This is a genomic window from Actinoplanes sp. M2I2 (assembly GCF_023544445.1).
Lineage (GTDB): Bacteria > Actinomycetota > Actinomycetes > Mycobacteriales > Micromonosporaceae > Actinoplanes.
Genome location: NZ_JALPVJ010000020.1, coordinates 132,310 through 158,867 on the forward strand (window position 1 = coordinate 132,310; position 26,558 = coordinate 158,867).

Here is a 26,558-nt window from a genome sequence, read left to right on the forward strand (position 1 = left end):
GGCTCGTAGTCATCGCGTCAACACCGGCGTCGGGCCGCCGGTTCCGCGCTTCACTTCGGTCGAAGGTCAAGTACCCCTCGTCTAGGAGTCCTCTCGTGGCTGATCTGTTGTTCGTCGTGATCACGGTGGCGCTGTTCGCAGCGCTGGCCGTGCTGATCCGGGCGGTCGAACGCTGGTGAGCGCCGTCAACCTGATCGGCCTGATCGTGGCCGTCCTGCTCGGCGCCTTCATGGTCGCCGCCCTGCTGTTCCCGGAGAAGTTCTGATGGCCGGCTGGCTGTTCGTCATCACCCTGCTCGTCGCGCTCGTCGCGGTGTACCGCCCGTTCGGTGACTACATGTACCGGGTCGTGACCGGTACCCGCAGCAACGTCGCGGAGCGCGGCGTCTACCGGCTCGTCGGGGTGAACCCGGCGGCCGAGCAGACCTGGGGCGTGTACGCCCGCAGCGTGCTCGCGTTCTCGGCGGTCTCGATCCTGTTCCTCTACCTGTTCCTGCGTGTGCAGGACAAACTGTGGTTGTCGCTGGGCTTCGACCCGGTCACCACCCACGTCGCCTGGAACACCGCGGTCAGCTTCGTGACCAACACGAACTGGCAGGCCTACTCGGGCGAGTCGACCATGGGCCACCTGGTGCAGATGGCCGGCCTGGCGGTGCAGAACTTCGTCTCCGCCTCGGTCGGCATCGCGGTGGCGGTCGCGCTGGTCCGCGGGTTCGCCGCCCGCGGCGGCGCGACGCTGGGCAACTTCTGGGTCGACCTGACCCGGATCGTCCTGCGGATCCTGCTGCCGATCTGTGTGCTGGCGACGATCGTCTTCATGGTCGCGGGCATGGTGCAGAACCTGTCCGGGGGCACCGACGTCACCACCCTGACCGGCGCCACCCAGCACGTCACCGGCGGCCCGGTCGCCTCCCAGGAGGCCATCAAGGAGCTGGGCACCAACGGCGGCGGTTTCTACAACGTCAACTCGGCGCACCCGTTCGAGAACCCCACCAGCTGGACGAACTGGCTTCAGCTGTTCCTCATCCTGCTGATCCCGTTCAGCCTGCCGCGCGTGTTCGGGCGGATGGTCGGGCAGAACCGTCAGGGCTACGCGATCGCCGCCGTGATGGCTGTGCTGGCCATCGCCAGCATCGCGCTCACCATCGGCTTCGAGGTGCACGGCGCGGGAACCGTGCCGCAAGCGGTCGGCGCCGCGATGGAAGGCAAGGAGACCCGCTTCGGCGTGCCCAACTCCGCCGCCTACGCCGCGGTCACGACGCTGACCTCGACCGGCGCGGTCAACTCGTTCCACGACTCGTACACGTCCTTCGGCGGCATGATGCCGATGATCAACATGATGCTCGGCGAGGTCGCCCCCGGTGGCGTCGGCGCCGGCCTCTACGGGCTGCTCATCCTGGCGATCATCACGGTCTTCGTCGCCGGGCTCATGGTCGGGCGCACGCCGGAGTACCTGGGCAAGAAGATCGGCGCCCGGGAGATGAAACTCGCCTCCCTGTACTTCCTGGTCACCCCGACGATCGTGCTGGCCGGCACGGCCGCGGCGTTCGCCACCGGCAACAACTCCACGGCCCTGAACGTCGGGCCGCACGGCCTGTCGGAGGTCCTGTACGCCTTCACCAGCGCCGGCAACAACAACGGCTCGGCGTTCGGTGGCATCACGGTGAACACGCCCTGGTGGGACACCGCGCTGGGGCTGGCGATGCTGCTCGGCCGATTCCTGCCGATCGTGCTGGTCCTGGCGCTGGCCGGCTCGCTGGCCCGGCAGAAGGCCACCCCCGAGTCCGAGGGCACCCTGCCCACCCACCAGCCCCTGTTCGTCGGGATGGTCGTCGGCGTCACCGTCGTGCTGGTCGCGCTGACCTTCCTGCCCGCTCTCGCTCTCGGACCCATCGCGGAGGGCCTCTCATGACCACCACCCCCACTCTCGAGAAACCTCCCACCGGTCAGAAGCCGGCCGCGGGCGCCGGCCGCCGGCTCGGTGGCGGCCTGCTCGACCCGGCCCAGCTGGTGCGGTCGCTGCCGGCCGCGCTGGCCAAGCTCGACCCGCGCACGCTGTGGCACAACCCGGTCATGCTCATCGTCGAGGCCGGCGCGCTGTTCACCACCATCCTGGCGATCACCGACCCGAGCGTGCTGGCCTGGTCCATCACCGTCTGGCTGTGGCTGACCGTCGTCTTCGCCAACCTGGCCGAGGCCGTGGCCGAGGGGCGCGGCAAGGCTCAGGCGGCCGCGTTGCGTCAGACCAAGAAGGACACCGTCGCCCGCCGGCTCGGCCCGGACGGCCGCGAGGAGCAGGTGCCGGCGCCCGAGCTCAAGCAGGGCGACACCGTCGTGGTCGAGGCCGGCGAGATCATCCCCGGGGACGGCGACGTCGTCGAGGGCATCGCCAGCGTCGACGAGTCGGCGATCACCGGTGAGTCGGCGCCGGTGATCCGGGAGTCCGGCGGCGACCGGTCCGCGGTCACCGGCGGCACCAAGGTGCTCTCCGACCGGATCGTCGTGCGGATCACGCAGAAGCCGGGGGAGAGCTTCGTCGACCGGATGATCGCGCTGGTCGAGGGGGCCAACCGGCAGAAGACGCCGAACGAGATCGCGCTCAACATCCTGCTCGCCGCGCTCACCATCATCTTCCTGCTGTCGGTGGTCACCCTGCAGCCGCTGGCCATCTTCTCCAAGGCGTTCCAGGCGGCCGCGCCGGACACCGCCGCCATCAACGGCGACGGGGTCACCGGCATCGTCATGGTGTCCTTGATCGTGTGTCTCATCCCGACGACCATCGGGGCGCTGCTGTCGGCGATCGGCATCGCCGGCATGGACCGGCTGGTGCAGCGCAACGTGCTGGCCATGTCGGGCCGGGCGGTCGAGGCGGCCGGCGACGTCAACACGTTGCTGCTCGACAAGACCGGCACGATCACCCTGGGCAACCGGCAGGCGGCCGAGTTCGTCGCCGTCGACGGGGTCACCGCCGCGACCCTGGCCGACGCCGCGCAGCTGTCCAGCCTGGCCGACGAGACGCCCGAGGGACGGTCGGTGGTCGTGCTGGCCAAGACCGAGTTCGGTCTGCGCGAGCGGGAGCCCGGCCTGATGACCCACGCGACGTTCGTACCCTTCACCGCCCAGACCCGGATGAGCGGCGTCGACCTGGCCGGCGACGGCGATCAGCCCGCTCGCGAGGTGCGCAAGGGCGCCGCCGCGGCCGTGATGAAGTGGGTCCGTGAGAACGGCGGGCACCCGACCGAGCAGGTCGGCGAGATCGTCGACATGGTCAGCGGCACCGGCGGCACGCCCCTGGTGGTCGCCGAGCGCGTCGCCGGGCAGCCGGCGCAGGCCCTCGGGGTCATCCACCTCAAGGACGTCGTCAAGTCGGGCATGCGGGAGCGGTTCGACGAGATGCGCACGATGGGCATCCGTACCGTCATGATCACCGGCGACAACCCGCGGACCGCGAAGGCGATCGCCGACGAGGCCGGCGTCGACGACTTCCTGGCCGAGGCCACCCCGGAGGACAAGCTCGCGTACATCAAGAAGGAGCAGGAGGGCGGGCGGCTGGTCGCCATGACCGGCGACGGCACCAACGACGCGCCGGCCCTGGCCCAGGCGGACGTCGGCGTGGCAATGAACACCGGCACGTCGGCCGCCAAGGAGGCCGGCAACATGGTCGACCTCGACTCCGACCCGACCAAACTCATCGAGATCGTCGAGATCGGCAAGCAGTTGCTGATCACGCGGGGCGCGCTGACCACCTTCTCGATCACCAACGACATCGCCAAGTACTTCGCCATCATCCCGGCCATGTTCGCCGGCGTGTACCCGGGCCTCGACACGCTGAACGTGATGCGGCTGCACTCGCCGGGCTCGGCGATCCTGTCCGCGGTCATCTTCAACGCGCTGGTCATCATCGCGCTGATCCCGCTGGCGCTGCGCGGCGTGCGGTACACCCCGTCCAGCGCGAGCGCGCTGCTGCGCCGCAACCTGCTCGTCTACGGACTGGGCGGCGTCATCGCCCCGTTCATCGGCATCAAGATCATCGACCTGCTCATCCAGTTCATCCCCGGGATCTGATCACCATGCGTCTTCCCACCTGGCTCGCCCAGCACCTCGCCGCGCTGCGCGCCCTGCTGGTCTTCACCGTTCTGCTCGGCATCGCCTACCCGCTGCTCATGGTCGCGGTCGGCCGGCTGCCGGGCCTCGACAACCGCACCGGCGGCTCGCTGGTCACCGTGGCCGACACCACCGTCGGCAGCCGGCTGATCGGTCAGGCGTTCACCGACGCGGACGGCAACCCCGTGCCGCGCTACTTCCAGAGCCGGCCGTCGGCCGCGGGTGACGGTTACGACCCGACGTCCACCTCGGCCAGCAACCTCGGCCCGGAAAGCGTCGTGGACACCCTCTCCGACGACCCCGAGGCCGCCTCGGCGAGCCTGCTCACCGAGGTCTGCGCGCGCAGCCTGGCCGTCGGCGAGCTCGAGGGCGTCGACGGCAGCCGGCCCTACTGCACCGCCGACGGGGTCGGCGCCGTCCTGGCCGTCTTCCACCGCGACGGCTTCACCGGCCCGGTCACCCGCGTGGTGTCGGTCAACCAGACCGGCACGCCGTTCGTCGCCACCTATGAGGGCGTGGCCGTGGAGTCGGCCCGCAACGGCGAGGACTACCGGGCGATGGGCGGCGTCATCACCGCGATCCGCGGTGACGCCCCGGCCCACCCGGTCGTGCCCGCCGACGCCGTCACCGCCAGCGCCAGCGGCCTCGACCCGCACATCAGCCCCGCGTACGCGGAGCTCCAGGTGGCCCGGATCGCGCGCGAGCGTGGTCTGTCCCGCGCCGAGGTCGAGTCGCTGGTCGAGGAGCACACCGACGGCCGGGCTCTGGGCTTCCTGGGCGAGCCCGGCGTCAACGTCCTGGAGCTCAACCTCGCCCTCGACGGCAAGTAGAGACGGACGGGAGGAGCGGCGCCGACCATGGCTCGCGGAGAACTACGCATCTATCTCGGCGCCGCTCCCGGCGTCGGCAAGACCTACACGATGCTCGAGGAGGCGCACCGCCGCGCCGAGCGCGGCACCGACGTGGCCGTCGCCTTCGTCGAGACCCACGGCCGCAAACACACCCAGGCCATGCTGGGCGACCTGGACATCCTGCCGCGGCGCACGGTCGGGTACCGCGGCGCCGAGTTCACCGAGATGGACCTCGACGCCGTCCTGGCCCGCAAGCCCGAGATCGCCGTCGTGGACGAGTTCGCGCACACCAACGTGCCCGGCTCGCGCAACGCCAAGCGGTGGCAGGACGTCCAGGAGTTGCTCGACGCCGGCATCGACGTGCTGACCACCGTCAACGTGCAGCACCTGGAGTCGCTCAACGACGTCGTGGCCCGGATCACCGGCGTGGAACAGCGCGAGACCGTGCCGGACGCCGTCGTCCGCGCCGCCGAGCAGGTCGAACTGGTCGACATGACCCCGGAGGCGCTGCGCCGGCGGATGGCCCACGGCAACATCTACCGGCCGGAGAAGATCGACGCCGCCCTGGGCAACTACTTCCGCGCCGGCAACCTGACCGCGCTGCGCGAGCTGGCCCTGCTCTGGCTGGCCGACCAGGTCGAGGACCAGCTCGACAAGTACCGCGCCGACCACGGCATCAACGCCACCTGGGAGACCCGGGAACGGGTGGTCGTGGCCCTGACCGGTGGCCGCGAGGGCGACACCCTGATCCGCCGCGCCGCCCGGATCGCCGCCCGCGACAAGGGCGCCGACCTGATGGCCGTCCACGTCACCCGCAACGACGGCCTGGCCGGCGCCGACCCGGCCACCCTCTCCCGCCAGCGCGTCCTGGTGGAAAGCCTGGGCGGCACCTATCACCAGGTCGTCGGGGCCGACGTGCCGAGAGCCCTGCTCGACTTCGCCCGGGCCGTCAACGCCACCCAGATCGTGCTGGGCGTCAGCAGCCGGGGCAAACTGGCCCAGCTGTTCTCGGCCGGGGTCGGCGTCACCACCACCTCGATGTCCGGCTCCATCGACGTCCACCTGGTCACCCACGAGCGCGCCGCGCAGGGGCGCCGGGCCCAGCGCCTGCCGGCCGCGCTGTCCCGCCGCCGCCGGATCGCCGGCTTCGCGGCCACCGTGGCCGGCCTGCCCGCCCTGACCGCGGTGCTGCACGTGGGCCCGTCGCTGTCGCTGACCAACGACATCCTGCTGTTCCTGGCCGCCGTGGTCGGCGTGTCGCTGCTCGGCGGACTGTGGCCGGCCCTGCTCGCCGCCGTGGCCGGATCGCTGCTGCTCAACTACTTCTTCACCCCGCCGATCGGCCGGTTCACCATCGCCGAGGGCGACAATCTGCTCGCCCTGGCGATCTTCGTCGTGGTGGCGCTCGCGGTGAGCTGGGTGGTGGACACCGCGGCCCGCAAGACCCGGCAGGCCGCACAGGCCGGGGCGGACGCACAGACCCTGGCCACCGTCGCGGGCGGGGTCCTGCGCGGCGAGCGCCCGCTCATCGCGCTGCTCGACCGTCTGCGGGAGACCTTCGCCCTGCAGTCGGTGACCCTGCTCGAGGACGGCGTCGTCGTCGCCACCGTCGGCGACCGGGCGTGCACGGTCGCCGGTGAGGCCGACGCCGAGGTCAAGGTCGACGACCACCTGAAGATGCTGCTCCGCGGCCGTCCGCTGGAGGCGTCGGCCCGGCGCATCGTCGAGGCGTTCGCCGCGCAGGCCGCGGTCGCCCTGCGCCAGGAACGTCTCAGCGCCGAGGCCGCCGCGGCCAAGCCCCTCGCCGAGACCGACCGGATGCGCACCGCGTTGCTCGCCGCGGTCAGCCACGACCTGCGTACGCCGCTCGCCTCGGCCAAGGCCGCCGTCGCCAGCCTGCGCAGCGACGAGATCCACTTCGACGACCACGACCGCGGCGAACTGCTGGCCACCGCCGACGAGTCCCTGGACCGCCTCGACCGGCTGGTCGCCAACCTGCTCGACATGAGCCGGCTGCAGGCCGGCGCGCTCGGCGTCACCCGCATCAGCGTGGGCGTCGAGGACATCGTCCCCCGCGCCCTCGACGACCTCGGACCCGGCGGCCGGGACGTCACCGTCCACATCCCCGACGACATCCCGCTGGTGCACGCCGACCCCGGGCTGCTCGAGCGGATCGTCGTCAACCTGGCCGCCAACGCCCTGCGCTACAGCCCGCCCGAGCACCATCCGGTGATCACCGCGAGCGTGCTCGGGAACACCGTCGAGCTGCGCGTCATCGACCATGGCCCCGGCATCCCCGAGGACCGCTGGAACGACGTGTTCCTCCCGTTCCAGCGGCTCGGCGACCGGGACAACCACACCGGCGTCGGCCTCGGGCTGGCCCTGTCGCGGGGACTCACCGAGGCGATGGGCGGCACCCTGACCCCCGAGGACACCCCTGGAGGAGGCCTCACCATGATCCTGGCCCTGCCCGCCGTGAGCGGGACATGACCCGCGTCCTCGTCGTCGACGACGAACCGCAGATCGTCCGGGCGCTGCGCATCAACCTGGCCGCCCGCGACTACGACGTCGACACCGCGCCCGACGGCCTCTCGGCTCTGCGCTCCGCCGCCCACCACCACCCGGATCTGGTCGTCCTCGACCTCGGCCTGCCCGACCTGGAGGGCGCCGACGTCATCCGCGGCCTGCGCGGCTGGACGGCCATCCCCATCATCGTGCTCTCCGGCCGGGCCGACAGCCGCGACAAGGTCGGCGCCCTCGACGCCGGCGCCGACGACTACGTCACCAAGCCGTTCGGCGTGGACGAACTCCTGGCCCGCATCCGGGCCGTCACCCGCCGCGCCCAGCCGGCCGGCGAGCCGCCGCCCGTGGCGACCATCGGCCGGCACCGCATCGACCTCGCCGCCCGCTCGGTCGCCACCCCCGGCACCTGATGACCGAACCCGGCATGGGCTACGGCTTCCAGCCCTGACCCGTGGGCGGCGGCTCACAGCCGCTGCATCCGGGTCCAGCCGTCCCAGCCCCGCTCGCGCAACATCTCGCGCATCCGCTCGGCCCGGTTGTCGGCGGCGTCGGCGAGATCGTCGAGCAGGGCGAAGAACGTGTCGTCGCTCGCCCCCTCGTCGTAGCCGAGCTCGCCGGCCGCCTCCGCCTGCTCCGCCAGCCCGACCATGATGTCGACGGCCTCGGCCAGGAGCGGGTCGTCGGCCCGGGCGGTGTCCATCAGCCGCGACAGCACCTGATAGAGCCGGACGACCTGCGGGTCGTCGAGCTGCGCCACCTTGTCCGGCAGCCACTCGACGACCTCGCCGGGCCAGCGGGCGACCATCAGGATCCACCCGTCCCGCTCACCCGCGATCATCCGCTCGGACGTCCCGATCTCGCGGAGCCGGTCGAGATAGGCGACCACGTCCGGGGGGAGCACGAGACTGTCCCCGGCGGTGAGCTGCGCGATCTGCCGGCGGCTGTCCTGCAGCCGGTAGATCTCGCCGAGCAGGTGGGTGTCGATCCGCTGCACGGTCTCGGCGAGGGCGTCGGGGCCGGCCTCGAGCATCGGGCCGATCCGGGCCAGCGGGACGCCCGCGTCGGCCAGGGTACGAATCTTGATCAGCGAGACCACGGCCGGCGCACCGTACCGGCGGTAGCCCGAGGCGTCCCGCTCCGGCTCGGGCAACAGCCCGATCTGGTGGTAGTGCCGGACCGCCCGCACCGTGACACCGGCGTACGCGGCGAGTTGCCCGATGGTGAGCATGGCCCGATCCTGGCTCAGTTGATGCGGCGGCGATAGATGACGGCGGCGAGAGCGATGGCCACGACCAGCAAGCCGGCGCACCAGGCGAGGGCGGTCCAGATGTCCGGGCCGACCGGCTGCCCGGCGAACAGCGCCCGGAGCGTGTTCACGATGGAGGTCACCGGCTGGTTCTCGGCGAAGGCGCGCACCGGCCCCGGCATCGACGCGGTGGGCACGAACGCCGAGCTGACGAACGGCAGGAAGATCAGCGGATAGGCGAACGCGCTCGCGCCGTCCACGGAGCTCGCCGTCAGCCCCGGGATCACCGCGAGCCAGGTCAGCGCCAGGGTGAACAGGACCAGGATGCCGGCGGCGGCCAGCCACGCCGACCCGCCCGCTCCCGACCGGAAGCCGATCATCAGGGCGACCAGCAGGACCACCACGAGCGAGATCAGGTTGGCCACCAGCGAGGTCAGGACGTGCGCCCACAGGACGGCGGCGCGGGCGATCGGCATGGATCGGAACCGGTCGAAGATGCCGCCCTGCAGATCGGAGAACAACCGGTACGCGGTGTACGAGATACTGGAGGCGATGGTGATGATCAGGATGCCGGGCAGCAGGTAGTTCACGTACGAGCCGGCCCCGGTCCGGATGGCGCCGCCGAGGACGTAGACGAACAACAGCAGCATGGCGATCGGCGTGAGCACCGTGGTGATGACGGTGTCGGGACTGCGGACGACGTGGCGCAGCGAACGGCCCAGCAGGACGGCTGTGTCGCCGGCAAGCCGGTTCATCGCCGTTCTCCGTTCGCGGCCGGTCCGACCAGGGTCAGGAAGACGTCCTCGAGCGTGGGCTTCTTCTCGACGTACTCGACCTTGGCCGGCGGGAGGAGCTGCTTGAGCTCCTCCGGGGTGCCGCTGACGACGATCCGGCCCTCGTGCAGGATGGCGACCCGGTCGGCCAGCTGGTCCGCCTCGTCGAGGTGCTGGGTGGTGAGCAGCACGGTCGTGCCGCCGGCGACGAGTTCCCGGACGGCCCGCCACACCTCGAGGCGCGCCTCCGGGTCGAGCCCGCTGGTCGGCTCGTCGAGGAAGATGACCGGTGGGTTCCCGATCAGGCTCATCGCGATGTCGAGCCGGCGGCGCATGCCCCCGGAGTACGTGCCGACCCGGCGGCGGCCCGCCTCGGTCAGCGCGAACCGCCGCAGCAGGTCGTCCGCGATCGTGCCGACGTTGCTGAGGTGGCGCAGCCGGGCAACCAGGACCAGGTTCTCGCGTCCGGTGAGGATCTCGTCGACGGCCGCGAACTGACCGGTGAGGCTGACCGACTCGCGGACGTCGGCGGCCCGGGTCGCCACGTCGAAGCCGTTGACCCGGGCCGTGCCGGCGTCGAGTCTGAGCAGCGTGGACAGAATGCTGATCACCGTCGTCTTCCCCGCCCCGTTCGAGCCGAGCAGGGCCACGATGCTGCCCCGGGCCACGACGAGGTCCACCCCGCGCAGCACCTTCACCGGCCCGAAGGATTTCTCGAGGCCGAGTACGGTGATCGCCGGCTCGCTGACTTGTTCGGATGTCGCTGGGCTCATGCGCGTCAGCATGGAGGGTTGACCCACCGTCAGGGTCAAGCCCGGCGGTCAGTCGGGGCGGAAGACCGTGACGAGCACGCGCAGGATGAGGACGGCCGAAACGACCAGCAGGCCGTAGCCCAGGAGCGGGAACAGGGCGACGCCGGCGCTGACCCGCGGGCCGCCGCCGGTGCCGAGCAGGAACGTGGCCATCAGTCCCGCGGTCGCCCCGATCACCGTGAGCAGCACCTGGTGGAGCAGGCCGGTCACCAGCCGCCGGTCCTGGTCGTCGGCGAACAGCCGGACGTTGAACCGCAGCCGGCCGTGCTCGACCGCGTCGCCGATCCGGTCGATCCGGCGGGGGAGGCCGCGCAGCATCGGCAGGATGGTGCTGAGCTCCTGCTCGAGAGCGTCGCGCAGATTGGCCGGCGTGAGCGTTTCGGTGATCCGGCGGCCGGCCGACGCGCGGGCCTGGCCGACCAGGTCGAAATCGGAGTGGACCAGCGAGAGCGTGCCCTCGAGCGTGGTGACGGCCCGGAACACGGCCGCGACCGAGGACGGCACCCCGAGACCGTGCGCGGTGAAGGTCTTCAGCAGCGCGCTGACCGCCGCGACGCCGACCGTGCTGCCCGGTGCCGCGTACCGCACGAGGAGCGCGCCGACCACGCGCTGCAGCTCCCGTTCGTCCACCTCCTCGGGCCGGTCGAGCAGCTGCAGCAGCGAGTCGGTCACCGCCACCGAGTCGCCGCGGCTGACCGCCAGCAGCAGCCGTCCGATCAGGGTCCGGGTGACCGCGTCGATCCGGCCGACCGAGCCCAGGTCGAGCAGGCCCAGCGACCCGTCGCCGGTCAGCAGCAGGTTGCCCGGGTGCAGGTCGACGTGGAAGAGACCGTGGACCAGGATCTGGTCGAGCATGCTGTCGAGCAGGCCGGAGGCGATCTCGGCCCGGCGCCCTCCGTCGAGGCGGGCGAGGACCGGTGCGGCCGCGCCGAGCGGCGTGCCGGGCAGACGGTCCATCACCAGGACCCGTTCCGAGCTGAGCTCCGGGTACGGGGCCGGCACCCGTACTCCCCGGTCCGGCGACGAGGCCAGGGCCGCGGCCATGGCCAGCAGGTTGTCGCGCTCGACGGTGAAGTCGAGTTCCTCGCGCAGGGCCGCGGCGAACCCGGTGGCCAGGCCGCGGACGCCGAAGGCCCGGCCCCAGGCGGTCCGCTCCTCGAGCATGTCGCCCAGCCGGAGCAGGATGTCCAGGTCGCGCTCGACGATCCGGGCGATCCCCGGCCGCTGCACCTTGACGACGACGTCGGTGCCGTCGAGCAGCCGGGCCGTGTGCACCTGGGCCACCGAGGCGGCGGCCAGCGGTTCCCGGTCGATCTCGCCGAAGACCTGGTCGACCGGCCGGCCCAGCTCGGCGGTCAGCAGCGCGTCGATCTCGGGCCACGGCACCGGGGCGGCCTTGTCCTGCAACGCGGTCAGCTCGTCGATGAACTCGGCCGGCAGCAGGTCGCGCCGGGTGGACAGCAGCTGACCGATCTTGACGAAGGTCACGCCGCCCTCGTCGAGGGTGGCCCGCAGCGACCGGGCCAGCCGCCGCCGCGCCGCCGCCGACGTCGGGCCCGGTTGCGGGCGGCCGCGCAGGAACCGGCCGAGGCCGTGCCGCAGCGCTATCCGGACGATCGTCGAGTAGCGCCGGGCGCGTTCGGTCCGGCGCCGGATGCTCCGCCAGGCCTCGACCGGGCCGGGCAGCGAACCGGTCGGCAGGAGCACCTCGAGAACGACCAGCGCCGCCATGGCCAGCAGCGCGGCGACGACGAGCGACGCCGTACCCAGCAGGAAGGCCTCGCCGCCGCCGACCGTGGCCGGATCGGGCGGCGCGAACGCCGACAGGATCGGCGCCGTAACGAGCATGGCCAGCACGGCGGCCAGCAGGGCCCGGACCAGGCCGACCCGGACGCCGAGCAGCCGCCGGATGACCGCGGCGAACGCCAGCACCGTCACGACGACGACGGGGACGAACAGCAAGATCGAAAGAGCTCGTTCCACGAGGAGTGACGATATCGTCGCCGGCCATTGCGGACCGTCCCGCTGTGTTCGGCCGCAGGTGGGTGGTTCGAGCGCCTGGTTTCTCGACCACGGCGCACCCGGGCATTGTGGACACGGCCTCGGCTGCCCTGCCTTCGCTGGTCAGCGCGGCGGTGCCGAGATCAGGAACGAGCGGGCGACCTCGCCGGGGGCGCAACCGCACGAGTAACCCGTTGACCTGTCTCACGCCGCCGCTATAACGTTGTTATCGAGCAATAACGTTGTTATTGCTGGTCGGCGGCAGGTCTCTCGGAGATCGCCGTCACCATGTCGATGGGGGAGACACTCATGGAACCGTTGATCGTGCTCGTCATGGCCACCGTGGCGATTCTCGTGGCCGGAAAGGCCGGCGTCCGACGGCTGAAACCCTGGCCGGTCGCCGTGCGCGGCGGGTTGGCGGCCATGTTCCTGGTGACGGGAGTGGCCCATTTCGTCGGCATGCGCGCCGAGCTGATCAGCATGGTCCCGCCCGACCTGCCGTCCCCGGGCCTGCTCGTCACGATCACCGGTGTGCTCGAGCTGCTCGGCGCCGCCGGGCTGCTGCTGCGCCGCACGGCGCCGTGGGCCGCCACCGGCCTGGCCCTGCTGCTGGTGGCCATGTTCCCGGCGAACGTCTACGCGGCACAGCAGGGCCTGACCACCGCCACGGGCGATGCTCTGGTGCCGCGCACCCTGATGCAGCTCGTCTTCCTCGCCGCCGCGGTCTCGATACCGATCCACCATCTCCGGGAGCGCCGTAAGAAAATCGCTTCCTCGCCGGCTCCAACCGGCCGCGTCAGGAAGAGTTCGGGCGGGTAGGCGGCCGTGGCGGTGAGGCTGTCCCGGCGGCTGCGTTCGACCCTCTCCGGAGTCGAGCTGTACGTGAGGGACCGGCGCTCAGGCGGCCAGCTGCTGCAGGAAGTGCGAGATTCCGACCTCGGCCCAGTGCTCGACGATGCGCCCGTCGCGGACGACGTCGAAGGTGGTGCCGGTCATCGTGGCCGTCCGGCCGGCCGACGGGACACCGAAGAACTCGGCCTTCTGGGTGCCGGTGAGGGCCCAGCGGGTCGCCACCTTGTCACCCTCGCGGACCTGGTCGAGGATCTGCACCCGGACGTTGTCGAAGGAGCTGAACAGCGGCTTCTCGGCGGCCAGCCACGTCGCCCGGGTGAGCTCGTACCCGGAGGACGGGTGGATGATCAGGTCAGGGGACATCGTCGATGCTCATTTCGTTGAGATCCACATTCGCTGCGACATTCCTACGTGACACATCTGAGGTTCGAGCGGAAGCTCCTGTTCGAGATGGTGTCCTGCCTACCAGGGAAGGGCACCGTCTCGATCGGTCGCCGTACCGGTCGGCGTCTTGTCGCCGAGGGTGGCGATCCGCACGGCCGCGTCCGTTCCGTCCTGCACGCTGTGGCCGACTCCGCCGGTGAAGTCCGTTGCTGATTGTCCGGGGTCGACCGCGTTGAACCGGATGTCCGGGATGGTCTTGGCGTACTGCATGGTGAGCATGGTGACCGCGACCTTGGACGACCCGTAGGCCGCCAGCGGGTATTGGGACTCGACCCGGTTCGGGTCATGGATCAGCGTGAAGGATCCGACGCCGCTGGTGACGTTGATGACCGACGGTGCTCCGGCGGCCCGCAGCAGCGGCAGGAACGCACGGATGACCCGTACGGTGCCGAAGACATTGGTTTCGTAGACGGGCCGCATGTGCTCGACGGTCATGTCCTCAGGGGACGTGACGTCCCCGAGGACTCCAGCGTTGTTTATCAGAATGTCCAGGTGTCCGGCCTCGGCCCGGATCGTCTCGGCGGCCGCGACGACCGACGAGTCGTCGGTCACGTCGAGCTGCACGAATCGGGCGCCGAGCCGGTCGGCGGCGGCCCGACCCCGCTCGGCGTCTCGGGCGCCGATCCAGACGGTCTGGCCGGCTTCGATGAGACGGCGTGCGATTTCGTAGCCGAGGCTTCGGTTGCCGCCGGTGATGAGCGTGGTGGTCATATGAATGGGTTCCTTTCGATGGTGGCGCGGTCCGGGGCGCTATTGGGCGGGGCGGAACGGGCGCAGCAGGGTTATGCCGTCCTCGATGGGACCGTCGATCAGTTCGAGCATCTGCGGCACGAGTTCTTGCATGCGAGGGGCGCCGAGGTGCGCGTCGAGGTATTCGCCCGGGTCTGCCAGATCACGGTCACGTAGCCGTTGGGCGTTGCGGTCATTGGTGAGGTTCCTTTCCCGGTGCTGCTTCGAGCCTGGGGCCAGCCGGCATCCGTAGCCAGGTAAAGACCGTGCTACCCATCCGGGCCCAGCCTGGGATGGCCCGTACCAGGCAGAACTCGTGCGCTACGGGCAAAATGAGAGCAATGACCTCCGCACCGCTCTCTCTCGGTGAGATGCTGCGCAGTCGGCGCGAGCACCTCACGCCCGCCGATGTCGGGCTGGAGTCCTTCGGCCGGCGTCGCACGGCTGGGCTACGGCGGGAGGAGCTCGCGCAGCTGGCCGGCGTGAGCGTCGACTACATAACCCGGCTCGAGCAAGGACGCGCCCGCACCCCTTCCCAGCAGATAGTTGCCGCGCTGGCCCGGGCCCTGCAGCTGAGCCGCACCGAGACGGCGCTGCTCCACCGCGCCGCCGGCTTGACTCCACCAGCGTCGGGAACCGTCTCGCATCACATCCCGGCCGGAGTGCAACGGATGCTCACCCGCATGTCGGACCTGCCGCTGGCAGTGTTCGCCGCCGACTGGACCCAGCTCGCCTCGACGCCGCTGTGGCAGGCACTGTTCCAGGCCCCTTCCGTTGCGGCCGACCCGAACCAGAACCTCCTCGTCCAGGCGTTCGTTGACGACAGCATCAGCGGGGTCGCGACCGCCCATGGCGGCCCGGACGCGTTCGAGCGCGCACTGGTCTACGACCTGCGGCGTTCCGCCGCCGACTACCGCGACGATCCCCGGTTCCGGGCGTTCGTCGCCGACCTGCGAACGCGCAGCCCTCGGTTCGCCGCACTGTGGGACGAGGGACGGGCAGCCGCTCATCAGAGCATCGTGAAGACCGTGCACAACCCGCTGGTGGGTGACATCGTGCTCGACTGCGACGTCGTCGTCGTCCCGGCCTCCGACATCAAAGTCGTCATCTACTCGACGTCGCATCGAGGAACCGATGCGGAGAAGCTCGATTTCCTCCGGGTGAGCGCCGTGCGGGCGATGCACCGAAGTCTGGATCCCTCTTGATCATTGCGGGTGCTGACTCCGGCCCACCGTAGCCCGGCCTCTTCGACCCGAGTACGCCCACCTGACCGACGGTGGCGCGGCCGAGGGCGTGCGTCCCCGCCAGGATGACGGCTGGCCGACGTCAGGCGCGCTGGGGAACCGGATGTGTTCTGGTCCCCAGTACGAGCTCTCGCAGATCCGCTTCGCACTCCGCCAGTTCGTCGAGCACGACCGCGGTGAGGGACCGATCGCCGTCCGCGGCGATCCACCTGTCGAATCCGTCGTAGTAGGCCCGCACCCCGACGTCGGCCAGCAGGCCGGCGCGACGAGCGCTGCCCAGCCGTTCGAGAAGGGCGGTTTGCAGGGCACCGGCGATGGATGACCGCTTGAACGCAGCGCGCTCCCTGAGCTCCGGGCTGGCGGCGATGAGCCCGGCGAGTCGTTGGCTGCTGCTGTGGTCCGCGACGTGCGCGTCCGTCATCGCCGAGATTGCGGCGGCGACGACGTCGATCGCCGGGGAGCCGGGCACGGCTCGAGCGACCGCTTCGACGGCGAGGTCGATGAGCGTGCCCTGGCCCTGGAACAGGATCTCGCGCTTGTCGGGGAAGAGCCGGAAGAGCGTCGTCTTGGTCAGACCGGCACGTTCAGCGATCTGGGCGGTCGTGGTGGCGTCGTAGCCCTGCTCGAAGAAGAGGTCGACGGCGGTGCGCAGCAGTCGGCCGCGTGCGTCGGGTTCCCATCGCGCCATGACCACCACCATAGATGATGCAACTCGGTCACATCAGGGTGTACGGTGATGTTACCGAGTCACATCATCGAGGCGGACCCACGGACGACCGTGCGGAACGCTCACCCCCTGAACGGAGAACCACCGTGCGCGTCTTCATCACTGGAGCCTCCGGCTGGATCGGCACTGCCCTCACGAAGGAGCTTGTCGCCGCTGGGCACGAGGTCGTCGGCCTCGCCCGGTCCGAGGCCTCCGCCGAGAAGGTCCGGGCGCTGGGCGGCACCGCGGTCCGCGGCGACATGACCGACCACGACCTCATCGTCGCCCAGGCGAGGGAGGCCGACGCCGTCGCGCACCTGGCCTTCACGCTCGACTTCGCCGAGTTCGAGGAGACGGTCGACAACGAGGTCGAGCTCATCGCGAAGGTCGGCGATGCCCTGCTGGGCACGGGCAAGGCGTTCATCGCGGCCTCCGGCACTCCCATCCTCTTCGGCCACGTCGCCACCGAGGAGGACGTGCTCGACCCCGCGGGTCCCGCCGGTGCGCGGGCCCGGACTGCGGCCGCGGTCCTGGCGCTGTCGGAGCGAGGCATCCGCTCGGGCCTGGTGCGCATGCCGCGCTCCGTGCACGGCGAAGGCGACCGCAACGGGCTGATCGCGGTGCTCGTCGGTCTGGACCGCCAGCTCGGCACGGCCGCCTACGTGGGCGACGGCGCCAACCGCTGGCCCGCCGTCCACATCAACGACGCCGGTCGGCTCTTCCGCCTCGCCCTGGAGGAGGCACCCGCCGGCTCCGTCCTGCACGCGGTCGGTGAGGAGGGCGTGGCGATGCGCGACGTCGCCGACGTCATCGCCGAGCAGACCGGTCTGAGCGCCGCGGCCGTCGACCCGGAGCAGCTGGGCGTCTTCGGCGCCCTGCTCGGTGGTGACCAGCCCGCGTCCAACGACGCGACCCGGCAGCTCGTCGGGTGGAAGCCGACCGGCCCCACCCTGCTCGAGGACCTCGCCGCCGGCTACTACACCTCCTGACCCCCGGGCGCTGACGCCGCCGCGCAGCGCCGCCGGCGCGTCGGCCCCCCGTGGTCGGCCACCCCACCCGCAGCCCCTGAGGAGATCCGCCATGTCCACGTTCGTTCTCGTCCACGACGCCTGGCACGCCGGGCAGGTCTGGGACCGCGTCGTCCCCCGTCTCGAGGCCGCAGGTCATACGTGCTTCGCGCCCTCGTTGACCGGACACGGTCCGCACGAGCACCTGCTTGGCCCCGAGGTGGGGCTGTACTGGTTGCCGTGAGCGCCACCGGGGCGCTTTCGGGACCGGGCCTGTCTGCGACGAGGTCCACAGGTCCCGCAGGCGCTGCTCGACAGATCTCCAGGTGGATCTCACCGTCATTCTGGCCTGAGCTCTGGCACGACGCGGACCTGCATGTCCGGGTCGACGTGTAGCTACCAGTTCCCTTGATGGCCTAGGGCGGTGGCTTCGGAGGATGGGGCTAGAGAGAGGCAGAGCTCCAGACAGCCCCGAGCGCCGGCATTCCGATACATCCAACATCTGATGTCGCCAAGCAGGCCGGACCAGGGGCGTACGTGGTCACCGCTGACCGGGTGGTGCCGTACAGCCGGCCGTTCGCCACCATCGGCGCGTCCCGGAGGTCCGAGGTGCTCGCGGGGAGGGCGATCGAGCTTCCGGTACGCGCGTCGAGCGCCGCCAGCGGGTGGCCGTGGCCTCGCCAGCCGTACAACACGCCGCCGCCGACCGAGAGCGTGACGGGGGCGTTCCCGGTGAAGGCGGCCGTCCAGAGCCGGCGGCCGTCGGTGGCATCGACGGCGATCAGCTCGTTCGAGTAGGTGTGCAGGTAGACGCGCTCGCCGTCGGTGGCGAACCCGAAGGTGCCGCCGTGGCCCGGGAAGGTCCGCAGGACGGCTCCGGTGGCCGCGCTGACGGTGCGGATACGCTCGTCCGGCCCGCATCGCAGGTAGAACCTCGCGCCGTCGGGAGATGCGCCGATCGGGGTGAAGCAGCCCGCGCCGGCCGGCCACACCGCCGTGCCCGTGGTGACGTCGACCGCAGTGGTCCGGTCGTCGCCGACCACCAGGATCCGTCCGCCGGCGGCGATGGTCTCGCCGGCGATCGACGACCCCTGCCGGGCCCAGACCCGTGTGCCGTCGGCGACGCGGTACGCCCGGATCCCGTACCGGCTGACGGTCGCGTCCCAGACACTCCCGACGACGATGCCCTTGTCGACGAGCACGCCGTACAGGGTCTCGGGGATCTGCCGGGTGTAGAGGATCTTGCCGGTCCGGACGTCGTGGGCGGCCAGGGACGTCTTGCCGGAGCGGCAGTCCCGGGACTGGACCACCAGCCGGGGGCCCACGATGGCGGCCAGGGTGATGCTGGTCTTCCGGCTGGTGGCCGGGGTCCGCCAGACCAGCGCGCCGGTGCTCGCGTCATGACCACTGATCCGGTACGACGCGGCGGTGACCAGCCGTCCCGCGCCGACCAGGGACGCGGCCGGGGCGGCGCACTTCGCGGTGGTCAGCGGGACGTTCCAGCCCGGCCTGAGCTTGGCCGCGGCGGCCGGGGTCAGCCGGGACTCGCCCGGGTTGTAGCGGTCGCCGGTCGCGTGGGCCGCGGCCTGTCCCCAGGCGTCGGGAGTCGTCGCGGCGGCCCGGCCGGCAACGGGGACCGGGCCGGCGATCGCGCTGAGCGCGGCGACCACGGCGACCGCCAGGTGACGACGTCTCACGGTGACTCCTCGGGGCGGGGCAAGATCATCACCGTACGGAGGAACGTCGCCTTTGTCCGTGTGCCGGGCGCAGTGCTCACCCGGTCGGGCGACCGTCCAGGTGCGGGCGCCGGCCGCAAGAGACGCCGCGGCGGCGTGCTCAGATCGCCGTTCGCGCCTGCTCGATGTTCCGGGCGATGGCGTGGGCTCCATGGGCGCGGGCGATGGCCCGCGCCTCGTCGAGCGTCGCCAGCGCGTCCGTACGGCGGCCCTGGGCGGCCGCGATGTAGGCCAGCCCGACCATGTTGGAGGCGACGCCCGGCAGATTACCGATCTCCCGGCGCAGGCGGGACGACTCTTCCAGCTGCTCGCGAGCCTCGTCGAGCCGGCCGGCGGCGTGGGCGGCGATGCCCAGGTGCCGCAACGCCTCGGCCTGCGTCCCCCTGTCGCCGGCCTCGGCGGCCAGCCGGTGGGCCCGGTCCAGATGGGGTACTGCACTCTCGTTGTCACGCCGGATGAACTGGTGCAGACAGCCGATCCAGAACAGGGCCTCGGCCTCCCCGCGGGTGTCGCCCAGCGCCCGGTACAACGCGAGGGCGCGTTCGAACAGGGGCAGCTCGGCGGGATCTTCCGCGGTCACGGCATCGTCGGGTGCGTGCTGAAACCGCGCGTGCAGGAGCTTGCCCCGGGCCAGCGCTGTATCGGCCTCGACCGCGTCGAGGGCTCTCTCGGCGTCCGGGAGCGCGCCGGCGTCTCCCGAGTAGACCGCTCGCCGATAGGCGTCCCGGGCCAGCTGGATCCGGTCCTCAGTGCTCATCGCCGCCCCCGCTGCTGTACTGAAGGTGCAGTGTAGGGCCGATGGGGAGCGTCGCCTCGATCGTCGTGCCGTTTCCCGGCGGGCTGCTGATCCGGAGCTGACCGCCGCGCGCTTCGACCCGGTCGAACAGGCCGGTCAGCCCGGAGCCGGCGCCCGCGCGAGCGCCGCCCACACCGTCGTCCCCCACCTCGATCCGCAACGCGTCGGCCCGCAGCCCGGCGCGGACCCAGACACGACCGGCCCGGGCGTGCTTGACGACGTTGGTGAGCGCCTCGGCGATGACGAAGTACGCGGTGGTCTCGACCTCCACGGCCATCCGCGGCACGTCGACGACGGCATCGACGGGCAGCGACTGGTCGGCCAGCAGCGACTCCACGCCGCCGCGCAGGCCGTTGCGGGTCAACGCGGCCGGGAGGATCCCGCTGATGATCTCCCGTAGTTCGTCGGTGGCCCGGTGGGCGTGCTTGAGCGCCTCCTCGAGGTGGTCGGAGGTGGTCGGCAGGTCGCCGTGAGCCAGGGAATGCCGGGCCAGTTTGAGGGTGATGACGGTGTGGACGAGACGTTGCTGGGCGCCGTCGTGGACATCGCGCTGGAGCCGGCGGCGGGTCTCGTCGGCCGTGGACAGCACTCGCGCCCGGGAGGCGATGAGCTGAGCGCGGCTCGTCGTGTTGCTCACCGCGGTGGCGACCAGATTGGCGAACCGCTGGAGGCGCTCCTCGGTGCCGCGGGTCACCGGTCCGTCGGCCGACGTCGCGGTCAGCGTTCCCCAGACGCGGCTCTCCACCTCGATGGGCGCGGCGACCGCGGCCGCGAGACCGTACTCGCGGGCCCGGGCGGCGTTGGGCTCCGTCCGGTAGTCGTCCACGCGTACCGCGACCGCCGATCGCCGGACCCGGTCGGGCAGCGATCCGGGCTCGTAGGGGATGCGTGTCCCGGGTGGCGCCGGCCCACCGCTCCGGCTGACCACGATCAGGGACTCGTCCTCCTCGTACCGGACGAGGGTGACCGGCTGACCGTCCAGAAGCTGCCGTGCCTCGGCGGCGACGGCCGCGAACACCGCGTCGGAGGCGTCGCCCCGGGCGACCTGTTCCGCGACGCGCAGCAGAGCCGATTGTTCGTCGGCCAGCGCCTGAGCGTCGGCCCGCGCCTGGGAGCTGGCGATCGCGGTGCCGGCCAGCTCCGCGAAGCGCGCGAGCTTCTCCTCGATCTGGGCCGGCAGGGTCCGCCGTCCGGCCGCGACCAGGGTTCCCCACAACCGGTCCTCGGCCACGACCGGCGCGGCCGCGCTCGACAGGAATCCATTGCTGGAGGCCAGCCGTCCCCACGCCCCCGACAGCTCGTTCAGCTGGTCCGTGCGGGCCGGCCGCCCGGTCCGCCAGACGCGCTGGGTGGAGCCGTCGCCCGTGGCCGGCGCCCGCATGCCCACCGCCACGCCGGCCGGCGGGTCGTGGACCGCGACGACCTCGGTCGCCCCGTCGGGGTCGAAACGCAGAAGCGTCGTGAAGGCGACGCCGACCAGACTCGCCGCCTCGGTGACGACCGACTCCAGCACGTCGCCGGGCGGGGCGTCGTGGGCCACCAGCTCGGCGACCTGCCGCAGCGCGGCCTGCTCGGCGACGAGCCCGGCGGCGATGCTGTCGATCTCCTCGCGGCTCCGGGCGTGGGCGATCGCACCGGCCAGCAACTCGGTGAACGCGGTCAGGCGTTCCTCGGTATCGGGCGGAAGTGTCGCGCCGCCGGTCGTTCCGACGACGACCAGTCCCCACACCCGGGCGCCGACGATCACCGGGGCGCCGGCCGACGGTCCCCAGCCCCAGCCCCGGACCAGATCGGCCGGCGGGCCGGACGCGTTCGCGTCATCGTTGATCCGGATCGGACGCTTGGTTTCCCGGATCGACCGGGAGAGTGCGCCGGAACCGGACGGGAGCCGGAGCTCGGCATGGTGGTGGCCGGTCAGCTCGTTCCATCGGCCGATCACGGTGACCGTCCCCTCGCCGGGCGATCGGAGCAGGGCCGCGTCGGTCACCGGGATCAGCCGGCCGACCTCGGTCAGCAGCGCCTCGATGATGTCCGTACGGGCGGCGCCGTGAGCGATCAGCGTCGCCACCCGCCGCAACGCCGCCTGCTCGGCCAGCGAGCGCCGCAGCTCGTGGTGATCGTCAGTCATGGGGAACTCCGGCTGCTGGTGACGGCCTCGAGGGCTTGGAGGACGACGGCCGTGACCGCGTCCGGCTGGGAGATCATCACGAGGTGGGAGCCGTCGATCTCGGTGATCGCGGCGCCGGCGCGCCGGGCCATCTGCCGGACGACGTCGCTGCCGGCGACGTGGTCGGCGGTGCCGACCACGGCCCAGACAGGCAGGCTCCGCCACGCGGCCGGTCCGCTGCTCTCCTCGAACGCCGCCGCGGCTATGGGCCGCTGCGACACCGCGTAGACATCCGACTCCGACCGGGACAGGTCGGCGGTGAACACGGCGTGAAAGCGGGCCGGGTCGATGATGAGCTCGGTCGCCGTGGTGTCCCGGCCGCTCGGATACCGGCTGGGTTGCACCGCGGTCGTGAGGAGGCTGTCGTTCGACCTCGCCACGATCTCGGTCAGCGACTCGCCCTCGTCCGGCGCGAAGGCGGCCACATAGACCAGTCCGACGACGTTCGTGGTGAACGGGACGGCGTTGGTGATGATGGCCCCGCCGTAGCAGTGGCCGACGGCGAGCACCGGACCGGAGATCTGGCTGATGGCGGCGGCCACGTAGGCCGCGTCGGCCGCGAGACCGCGCAACGGGTTGACGACAGCCCGCACCGGTACACCGGCCGCGAGGAGCCGCCGGAGGACCGGCGCCCAGCTGCCGGCGCCGGCGAAGGCGCCGTGGACGAGGACGACGGTCGGAGGTCTGCTCGCGGACGGGGCGCTGGTCATGAGCCTCTCCGGATCGTGTCGGCGGGCGGAGCGCTGACGCTCCGCCGGACCCGGAGGGACAAGACGACTGGCGGCGCGGCCGGGACCTGTCCTTACAGTGGCACCCCGGTCTTCGGTGTCGCGTACATCAGGTGGTGTATTCGAACACCGTCAGCTGCCGGACAGCACGGGGGCGAGTTGTTTGCGGCCGGTCACTCCGAGCTTGGCGTAGACGCGGTGCAGATGGGTGCTGACCGTGCTCGCGGCCAGGAACAGCTGCTCGGCGATCTCCGGGTTGGTCAGGCCGGACGCCGCGAGCTGGGCGATCTGCAGCTCCTGCGGGGTCAGCGTCCGGGCCGCGGACGGGGTCCGGCGGGGGTGCTCACCCGAGGCCCGGAGCTCTTTGCGGGCCCGTTCGGCCCACGGCTCGGTGCCCAGGGCCTGGAAGACCTGCTGGGCCGCGCGGAGCTGCCCGCGGGAGTCCGTCACCCGATGATGGCGGCGCAGCCAGGCGCCGTAGGCCAGCTGCAGCCGGGCCCGTTCGAACGGGAAGTCCGCGGAGATCCGGGGGAGCGCGGCGACGAAGGCCGCGTCGGCTTCGTCGTCCGGGGCCAGCAGCGCCGAGGCGTAGGCGAGACTCGCCTCCAGGACGGGCCAGCCCGCCTTGGCCGCGATCGGCTCGCACTCGGCGGTGACGGCGCGGAGCCGGTCGTACCCTCCGGAGAGGGCGGCCGCCTCGGCCAGATGCGGCACGGCCCACAACCGGGCGAACTCGTGATAGTGCAGGTCGGCCGGATCGAACAGGGTGCTGAGCTCGTCGAGCGCCGCCGCGGGACGCCCGGCGGCGAGGTGGGCCACCCCGCGGACCAGCGCGACCTGGCACACCATGAGGCGGGCGCCGAAGGCGAGCATCTGCCGTTCGATCTCGTCCGCCGTCGCCAGGGCGCTGCTGTCGTCGCCGCTGAGCGCCTGGGCGAACGCCACCAGCAGCCGGCCCTCGATCTGCCAGGTCGGCTGGTTGGTCTCGAGCGCCGTCCGGTGGACCTCCTCGGCCGAGGTCAGGGTGAGGTGCACATCGCCGAGCAGGGCCGCGACGAGGGCCTGGGAGCCCAGCAGCTGGGGCAGCAAGGCCAGCAGACCCTGCCGCCGGATCGACGCGATCCCGGTCCTCAGGAAGGCGAGCGACGAGCGCAGGTCGCCGATGGCACTGGCCGCCGTGCCTAGGTATTGCGCCGCGACGACGTCCGGCGAGGGGGCCAGCAGCATCCGGCGGATGCGGTCGAGCGACACCCGCCCGTGCTCGATCGGGGAGACCATGGCGATCACGCTGATGAAGCGGGGGTCCGATTCGGGCAGACCCATCTCCTCGACGACCCGCACGATCTGCTCCCGCACGGGCCGGCCGAGATCGGCCCACCAGCAGACGGCGCTCACCGTGGCCAGTCCGTGCAGGGCGAGCTCCGTGCGGCCCTGGGCCTGCAGCTCGACCGCGAGACCGGTCAGCAGGGCGAGCGCCTGGTCGTAGGGCCAGTGGAAGCCGATGGAATTCTGCCGCAGCCACTCCAGTTCGGTCCGCTCGACCGGCTCGAGCTGATCTTCGTCGATGCTCTCGAGCGTGTTCCGCACCTTGGCGAACTGACTGAAGTTGAGCCCGGCGTGCGCGGCCCGCAGGAGCCGTCGCGCGCGCGTCGGCCCGTCCGGTGACAGCTGCGCCGAGCGTTCCCAGGCCCGCTGGGCCGAGCCGGACGAACCGGCCTGGTCGGCCCGCTCGGCCAGGCGGGCCAGGCGATCGGCCACGCCGGCATCGGTGTCGACGGTCGCGGCGGCCAGATGCCAGACCTGCCGGGCCTCCTGGCCGTCCAGGACCGCGGCGATGGCGGCGTGCGTGGCCAGCCGGACCGGGGCCGAGGCCGACCGGGCGACGGACCACCGGATCAGCGGGTGCCGGAATCGCACCATCTCCTTGTCGGCGACGAGCAGCCCGGCGGTGACGGCCGGCGCGAGGTCCTCCGCGGTCACGTTCTGCCCATGGAGGCCGTGCGCGACGGTGAGCACCTCGCCCAGGTCGACCGCGTCGTCGAGGGCGGCGATCAGGATCAGGGACCGGGTCACCATCGGCAGGCGTGAGATGGTGAGCGCGTACGTGCGTTCCAGACGTTCGGTGAGCGGCAGGTCCTGGACCGTGAGATCGCCGGCCCCCATCTGACCGGCCGCGAAGCCGAGCTCGAACAGGCCGAGGGGGTTGCCGGCGGCCTCACGGAGCACGCGTTGCGTCAGGGCCGGCGTCAATTCCGGCGCGACCGTCCGGAGCAGAGCGAGGGCTGCTTCGGCGGACAGCGGCTCGAGCCGGTGCTCGGGCAGGCCGGCGCCGGACAGCCGTGATGCGGACTCCTCGCCGTCCCGCATGCCCAGGAGCAGGCAGACCTTGTCATCGGCCAGGCGGCGACCGACGAACGCGAGGATGTCCCAGCTCTCCTGATCGAGCCACTGCGCGTCGTCGACGATCAGCACCCGTCCCGGACCGGCGGACGTGGTGACGCCGGTGAGGGCCGCCCGGGCCAATTGATAGCTCTCGGCCGGACTGTCGGGTTCGCCCGCCCGGCCGAGAGCAGCCTCCCACCGGCTTCGCCACGCGGCCGGCCCGCTCGACAGCAGGCTTCCCAGAAGCTGATCGACGCCGGTGTAGGGCAGGCGCGTCTCGGTCGGGACCGCGGTCACGGCGAGGACGGACATTCCCCGTTCCCGGGCTTGCTCCCCGGCCAGGCGCAGGAGCGCCGACTTGCCGATCCCGGCGTCCCCGCGCAGCACCAGGGTCGAGCCGCTCGACAACCGGGCGCGTTCCAGCATCTCCAGCAGCAGACTATGCTCGTGAGCGCGGCCGAACAGTTCCACCTCGTCGTCGTCGCGCAAACCGGCCCCCTGGCACGCCCCTCGAGTCTGAGCAGCGTACCAACGCCTTCACCGGCGGTGTGGATCACGAACTGACGGTGCCCGCACACACCGGCAGCGGCGTCGTCCGCGCAGCCGGACGTATCCGACCTATCCCCTCTGGCTCCGCCCCGGCCTGCCGCGCCGGTCCCGGCCGAGCCCTCGAGGCTCGGTCGGGGTCGCGAAGCCGGCGAGTCAGTTGCTTGTGGGTGCGGTGTTCGTGGTTGCGCTGGTCGTGGCAACGCGAGGAGCGCCGGCCCGGCTGCGGAGCAGCGCGGCGGCGACCGCGAGTTGCCAGATGACGATGGTGTAGACCGAGCCGCGTTCGATGGCGCCGGAGGGCAGGCCGGCGTTGAAGGTGAGGAAGAGGGCGGTTACGGAGATCAGGCCGAATGTTCCGAGGACGATGCTGACGAGGCCGATCAGTCGTGTCGGGGAGGTTTTTCGCCAGTGGAGGCCCAGGACGAGGGCGAGCACGTTGCCGCCGAGGATGGCCAGCGTTGCTCCGGTGAAGTGCAGGGGGAGCGTGCCGTTCTGTTGTGCTTGCAGGGAGCCGTGGAAGGTGCCGACCAGGATGTAGCCGATCATGGTCACGATGCCCGTTACGGCGGTGAAGGTTCGGGGCCGCCCGTTGAGCGTCCGTGACAGCAGGACGGTGGCGATCCCGAAGAGGATGCCCTGAACGATGAATCCGGTGTTCATGACCACGTGCAGGGGTGAGTCGAGCTGTCGGCCTTGGAAGACGCCGGCGGTTGCGGATCCGAGGTCGCTGATCCAGTTGTCGGCGTAGCTGTAGTCAGGCGATTTCCAGGCCGCGGCGGCGATCGCTTCGGCGACGAGGTAGATCACCGGGCCCAGCAGGAAGGCGGCAGCCGCGAGGAAGCGGGTCCTGTTCACGATGTGTCCTGTTCCGGTCCAGAATGATTGGTCGGTCAGACTCGAAGGGGTGCC

23 protein-coding genes and 1 pseudogene are annotated in these 26,558 nt (G+C 71.5%); 11 read left to right on the top strand and 13 right to left on the bottom strand.

From position 1 onward, the window contains the following. Positions 1–175 precede the first annotated feature (175 nt). From kdpF to HJC40_RS34590, 6 genes and pseudogenes are all read left to right on the top strand, one after another. Positions 176–265 (top strand): K(+)-transporting ATPase subunit F, encoded by a 90-nt coding sequence (kdpF, locus tag HJC40_RS46370; protein WP_041840852.1) that lies wholly within the window; start codon positions 176–178, stop codon positions 263–265. Further along, positions 265–1,911 carry a potassium-transporting ATPase subunit KdpA gene (gene kdpA, locus HJC40_RS34570; protein WP_250007625.1) on the top strand — a complete coding sequence of 549 codons (1,647 nt, stop codon included), beginning with the start codon at positions 265–267 and terminating at the stop codon, positions 1,909–1,911. Before kdpF ends, kdpA begins: the two co-directional genes overlap by 1 nt. After that, positions 1,908–4,064 (top strand): potassium-transporting ATPase subunit KdpB, encoded by a 2,157-nt coding sequence (gene kdpB / locus HJC40_RS34575; protein ID WP_250007626.1) that lies wholly within the window; start codon positions 1,908–1,910, stop codon positions 4,062–4,064. The genes kdpA and kdpB overlap by 4 nt, the downstream gene beginning before the upstream one ends. A 5-nt stretch (positions 4,065–4,069) precedes the next feature. After that, entirely contained in the window at positions 4,070–4,933 is an 864-nt protein-coding gene (locus HJC40_RS34580) for a potassium-transporting ATPase subunit C (protein ID WP_250007628.1), read from the top strand. Between the two features lie 27 nt (positions 4,934–4,960). Then, complete coding sequence (locus HJC40_RS34585) at positions 4,961–7,444, top strand: DUF4118 domain-containing protein (RefSeq protein ID WP_250007629.1); 2,484 nt, start codon at positions 4,961–4,963, stop codon at positions 7,442–7,444. Beyond that, positions 7,441–7,869: pseudogene (locus HJC40_RS34590) on the top strand (response regulator transcription factor); the annotation flags it as partial. The gene HJC40_RS34585 and the pseudogene HJC40_RS34590, both read left to right, overlap by 4 nt. Positions 7,870–7,940: 71 nt before the next feature. Here HJC40_RS34590 and HJC40_RS34595 read toward each other — a convergent pair. From HJC40_RS34595 to HJC40_RS34610, 4 genes are read right to left on the bottom strand one after another with little or no spacing between them, the layout of a single operon-like run. Next, positions 7,941–8,705 carry a MerR family transcriptional regulator gene (locus HJC40_RS34595; RefSeq protein ID WP_250007630.1) on the bottom strand — a complete coding sequence of 255 codons (765 nt, stop codon included), beginning with the start codon at positions 8,703–8,705 and terminating at the stop codon, positions 7,941–7,943. A gap of 14 nt (positions 8,706–8,719) precedes the next feature. Then, the gene (locus HJC40_RS34600; RefSeq protein ID WP_250007631.1) at positions 8,720–9,478 is read right to left on the bottom strand and encodes an ABC transporter permease; all 759 of its coding nucleotides are present in this window, start codon (positions 9,476–9,478) and stop codon (positions 8,720–8,722) included. Next, the gene (locus HJC40_RS34605; RefSeq protein WP_250007632.1) at positions 9,475–10,269 is read right to left on the bottom strand and encodes an ABC transporter ATP-binding protein; all 795 of its coding nucleotides are present in this window, start codon (positions 10,267–10,269) and stop codon (positions 9,475–9,477) included. Before HJC40_RS34605 ends, HJC40_RS34600 begins: the two co-directional genes overlap by 4 nt. Positions 10,270–10,317: 48 nt before the next feature. Further along, positions 10,318–12,291, bottom strand: coding sequence for an AarF/ABC1/UbiB kinase family protein (locus HJC40_RS34610; protein WP_250007633.1), 1,974 nt, complete (start codon positions 12,289–12,291; stop codon positions 10,318–10,320). A 327-nt stretch (positions 12,292–12,618) separates the two neighbouring features. On the opposite strand from HJC40_RS34610, the gene HJC40_RS34615 reads away from it, so the two are divergent. Continuing rightward, positions 12,619–13,128, top strand: a complete 510-nt coding sequence (locus HJC40_RS34615; protein WP_284044130.1) for a DoxX family protein — start codon at positions 12,619–12,621, stop codon at positions 13,126–13,128. Positions 13,129–13,206: 78 nt separating this feature from the next. Here the strand turns inward: HJC40_RS34615 and HJC40_RS34620 are convergent, their stop codons facing one another. Continuing rightward, on the bottom strand, positions 13,207–13,524 hold the full coding sequence (locus HJC40_RS34620) for an ester cyclase (protein WP_250007634.1): 318 nt from the start codon (positions 13,522–13,524) through the stop codon (positions 13,207–13,209). Between the two features lie 99 nt (positions 13,525–13,623). Next, on the bottom strand, positions 13,624–14,316 hold the full coding sequence (locus tag HJC40_RS34625) for an SDR family NAD(P)-dependent oxidoreductase (RefSeq protein WP_250007635.1): 693 nt from the start codon (positions 14,314–14,316) through the stop codon (positions 13,624–13,626). Between HJC40_RS34625 and HJC40_RS34630 the strand changes: the two genes are divergently transcribed. Next, positions 14,317–14,511: a hypothetical protein gene (locus tag HJC40_RS34630; RefSeq protein ID WP_250007636.1), complete on the top strand. Its 195-nt coding sequence runs from the start codon at positions 14,317–14,319 to the stop codon at positions 14,509–14,511. Between the two features lie 164 nt (positions 14,512–14,675). After that, positions 14,676–15,539: a helix-turn-helix transcriptional regulator gene (locus tag HJC40_RS34635; protein WP_250007637.1), complete on the top strand. Its 864-nt coding sequence runs from the start codon at positions 14,676–14,678 to the stop codon at positions 15,537–15,539. A gap of 121 nt (positions 15,540–15,660) precedes the next feature. Here HJC40_RS34635 and HJC40_RS34640 read toward each other — a convergent pair whose 3' ends face one another. Next, entirely contained in the window at positions 15,661–16,266 is a 606-nt protein-coding gene (locus HJC40_RS34640; protein ID WP_250007661.1) for a TetR/AcrR family transcriptional regulator, read from the bottom strand. Between the two features lie 125 nt (positions 16,267–16,391). Between HJC40_RS34640 and HJC40_RS34645 the strand changes: the two genes are divergently transcribed. Further along, positions 16,392–17,273, top strand: coding sequence for an NAD-dependent epimerase/dehydratase family protein (locus HJC40_RS34645; RefSeq protein ID WP_250007638.1), 882 nt, complete (start codon positions 16,392–16,394; stop codon positions 17,271–17,273). Between the two features lie 91 nt (positions 17,274–17,364). Further along, the gene (locus tag HJC40_RS34650; RefSeq protein WP_250007639.1) at positions 17,365–17,535 is read left to right on the top strand and encodes a hypothetical protein; all 171 of its coding nucleotides are present in this window, start codon (positions 17,365–17,367) and stop codon (positions 17,533–17,535) included. Positions 17,536–17,734: 199 nt separating this feature from the next. On the opposite strand, the gene HJC40_RS34655 is transcribed toward HJC40_RS34650, so the two are convergent. From HJC40_RS34655 to HJC40_RS34680, 6 genes are all read right to left on the bottom strand, one after another. Next, on the bottom strand, positions 17,735–18,988 hold the full coding sequence (locus HJC40_RS34655; RefSeq protein ID WP_250007640.1) for a PQQ-binding-like beta-propeller repeat protein: 1,254 nt from the start codon (positions 18,986–18,988) through the stop codon (positions 17,735–17,737). Positions 18,989–19,127: 139 nt separating this feature from the next. Further along, complete coding sequence (locus HJC40_RS34660; RefSeq protein WP_250007641.1) at positions 19,128–19,784, bottom strand: tetratricopeptide repeat protein; 657 nt, start codon at positions 19,782–19,784, stop codon at positions 19,128–19,130. Further along, a complete protein-coding gene (locus HJC40_RS34665; RefSeq protein ID WP_250007642.1) occupies positions 19,774–21,951 on the bottom strand; it encodes a GAF domain-containing sensor histidine kinase in 2,178 nt (725 codons plus the stop codon). The genes HJC40_RS34660 and HJC40_RS34665 overlap by 11 nt, the downstream gene beginning before the upstream one ends. Then, entirely contained in the window at positions 21,948–22,700 is a 753-nt protein-coding gene (locus HJC40_RS34670) for an alpha/beta fold hydrolase (RefSeq protein ID WP_250007644.1), read from the bottom strand. The genes HJC40_RS34665 and HJC40_RS34670 overlap by 4 nt, the downstream gene beginning before the upstream one ends. A gap of 150 nt (positions 22,701–22,850) precedes the next feature. Then, positions 22,851–25,589: an AAA family ATPase gene (locus HJC40_RS34675; protein WP_250007645.1), complete on the bottom strand. Its 2,739-nt coding sequence runs from the start codon at positions 25,587–25,589 to the stop codon at positions 22,851–22,853. Between the two features lie 213 nt (positions 25,590–25,802). Next, entirely contained in the window at positions 25,803–26,504 is a 702-nt protein-coding gene (locus HJC40_RS34680; RefSeq protein ID WP_250007646.1) for a DUF998 domain-containing protein, read from the bottom strand. Positions 26,505–26,558 lie beyond the last annotated feature (54 nt).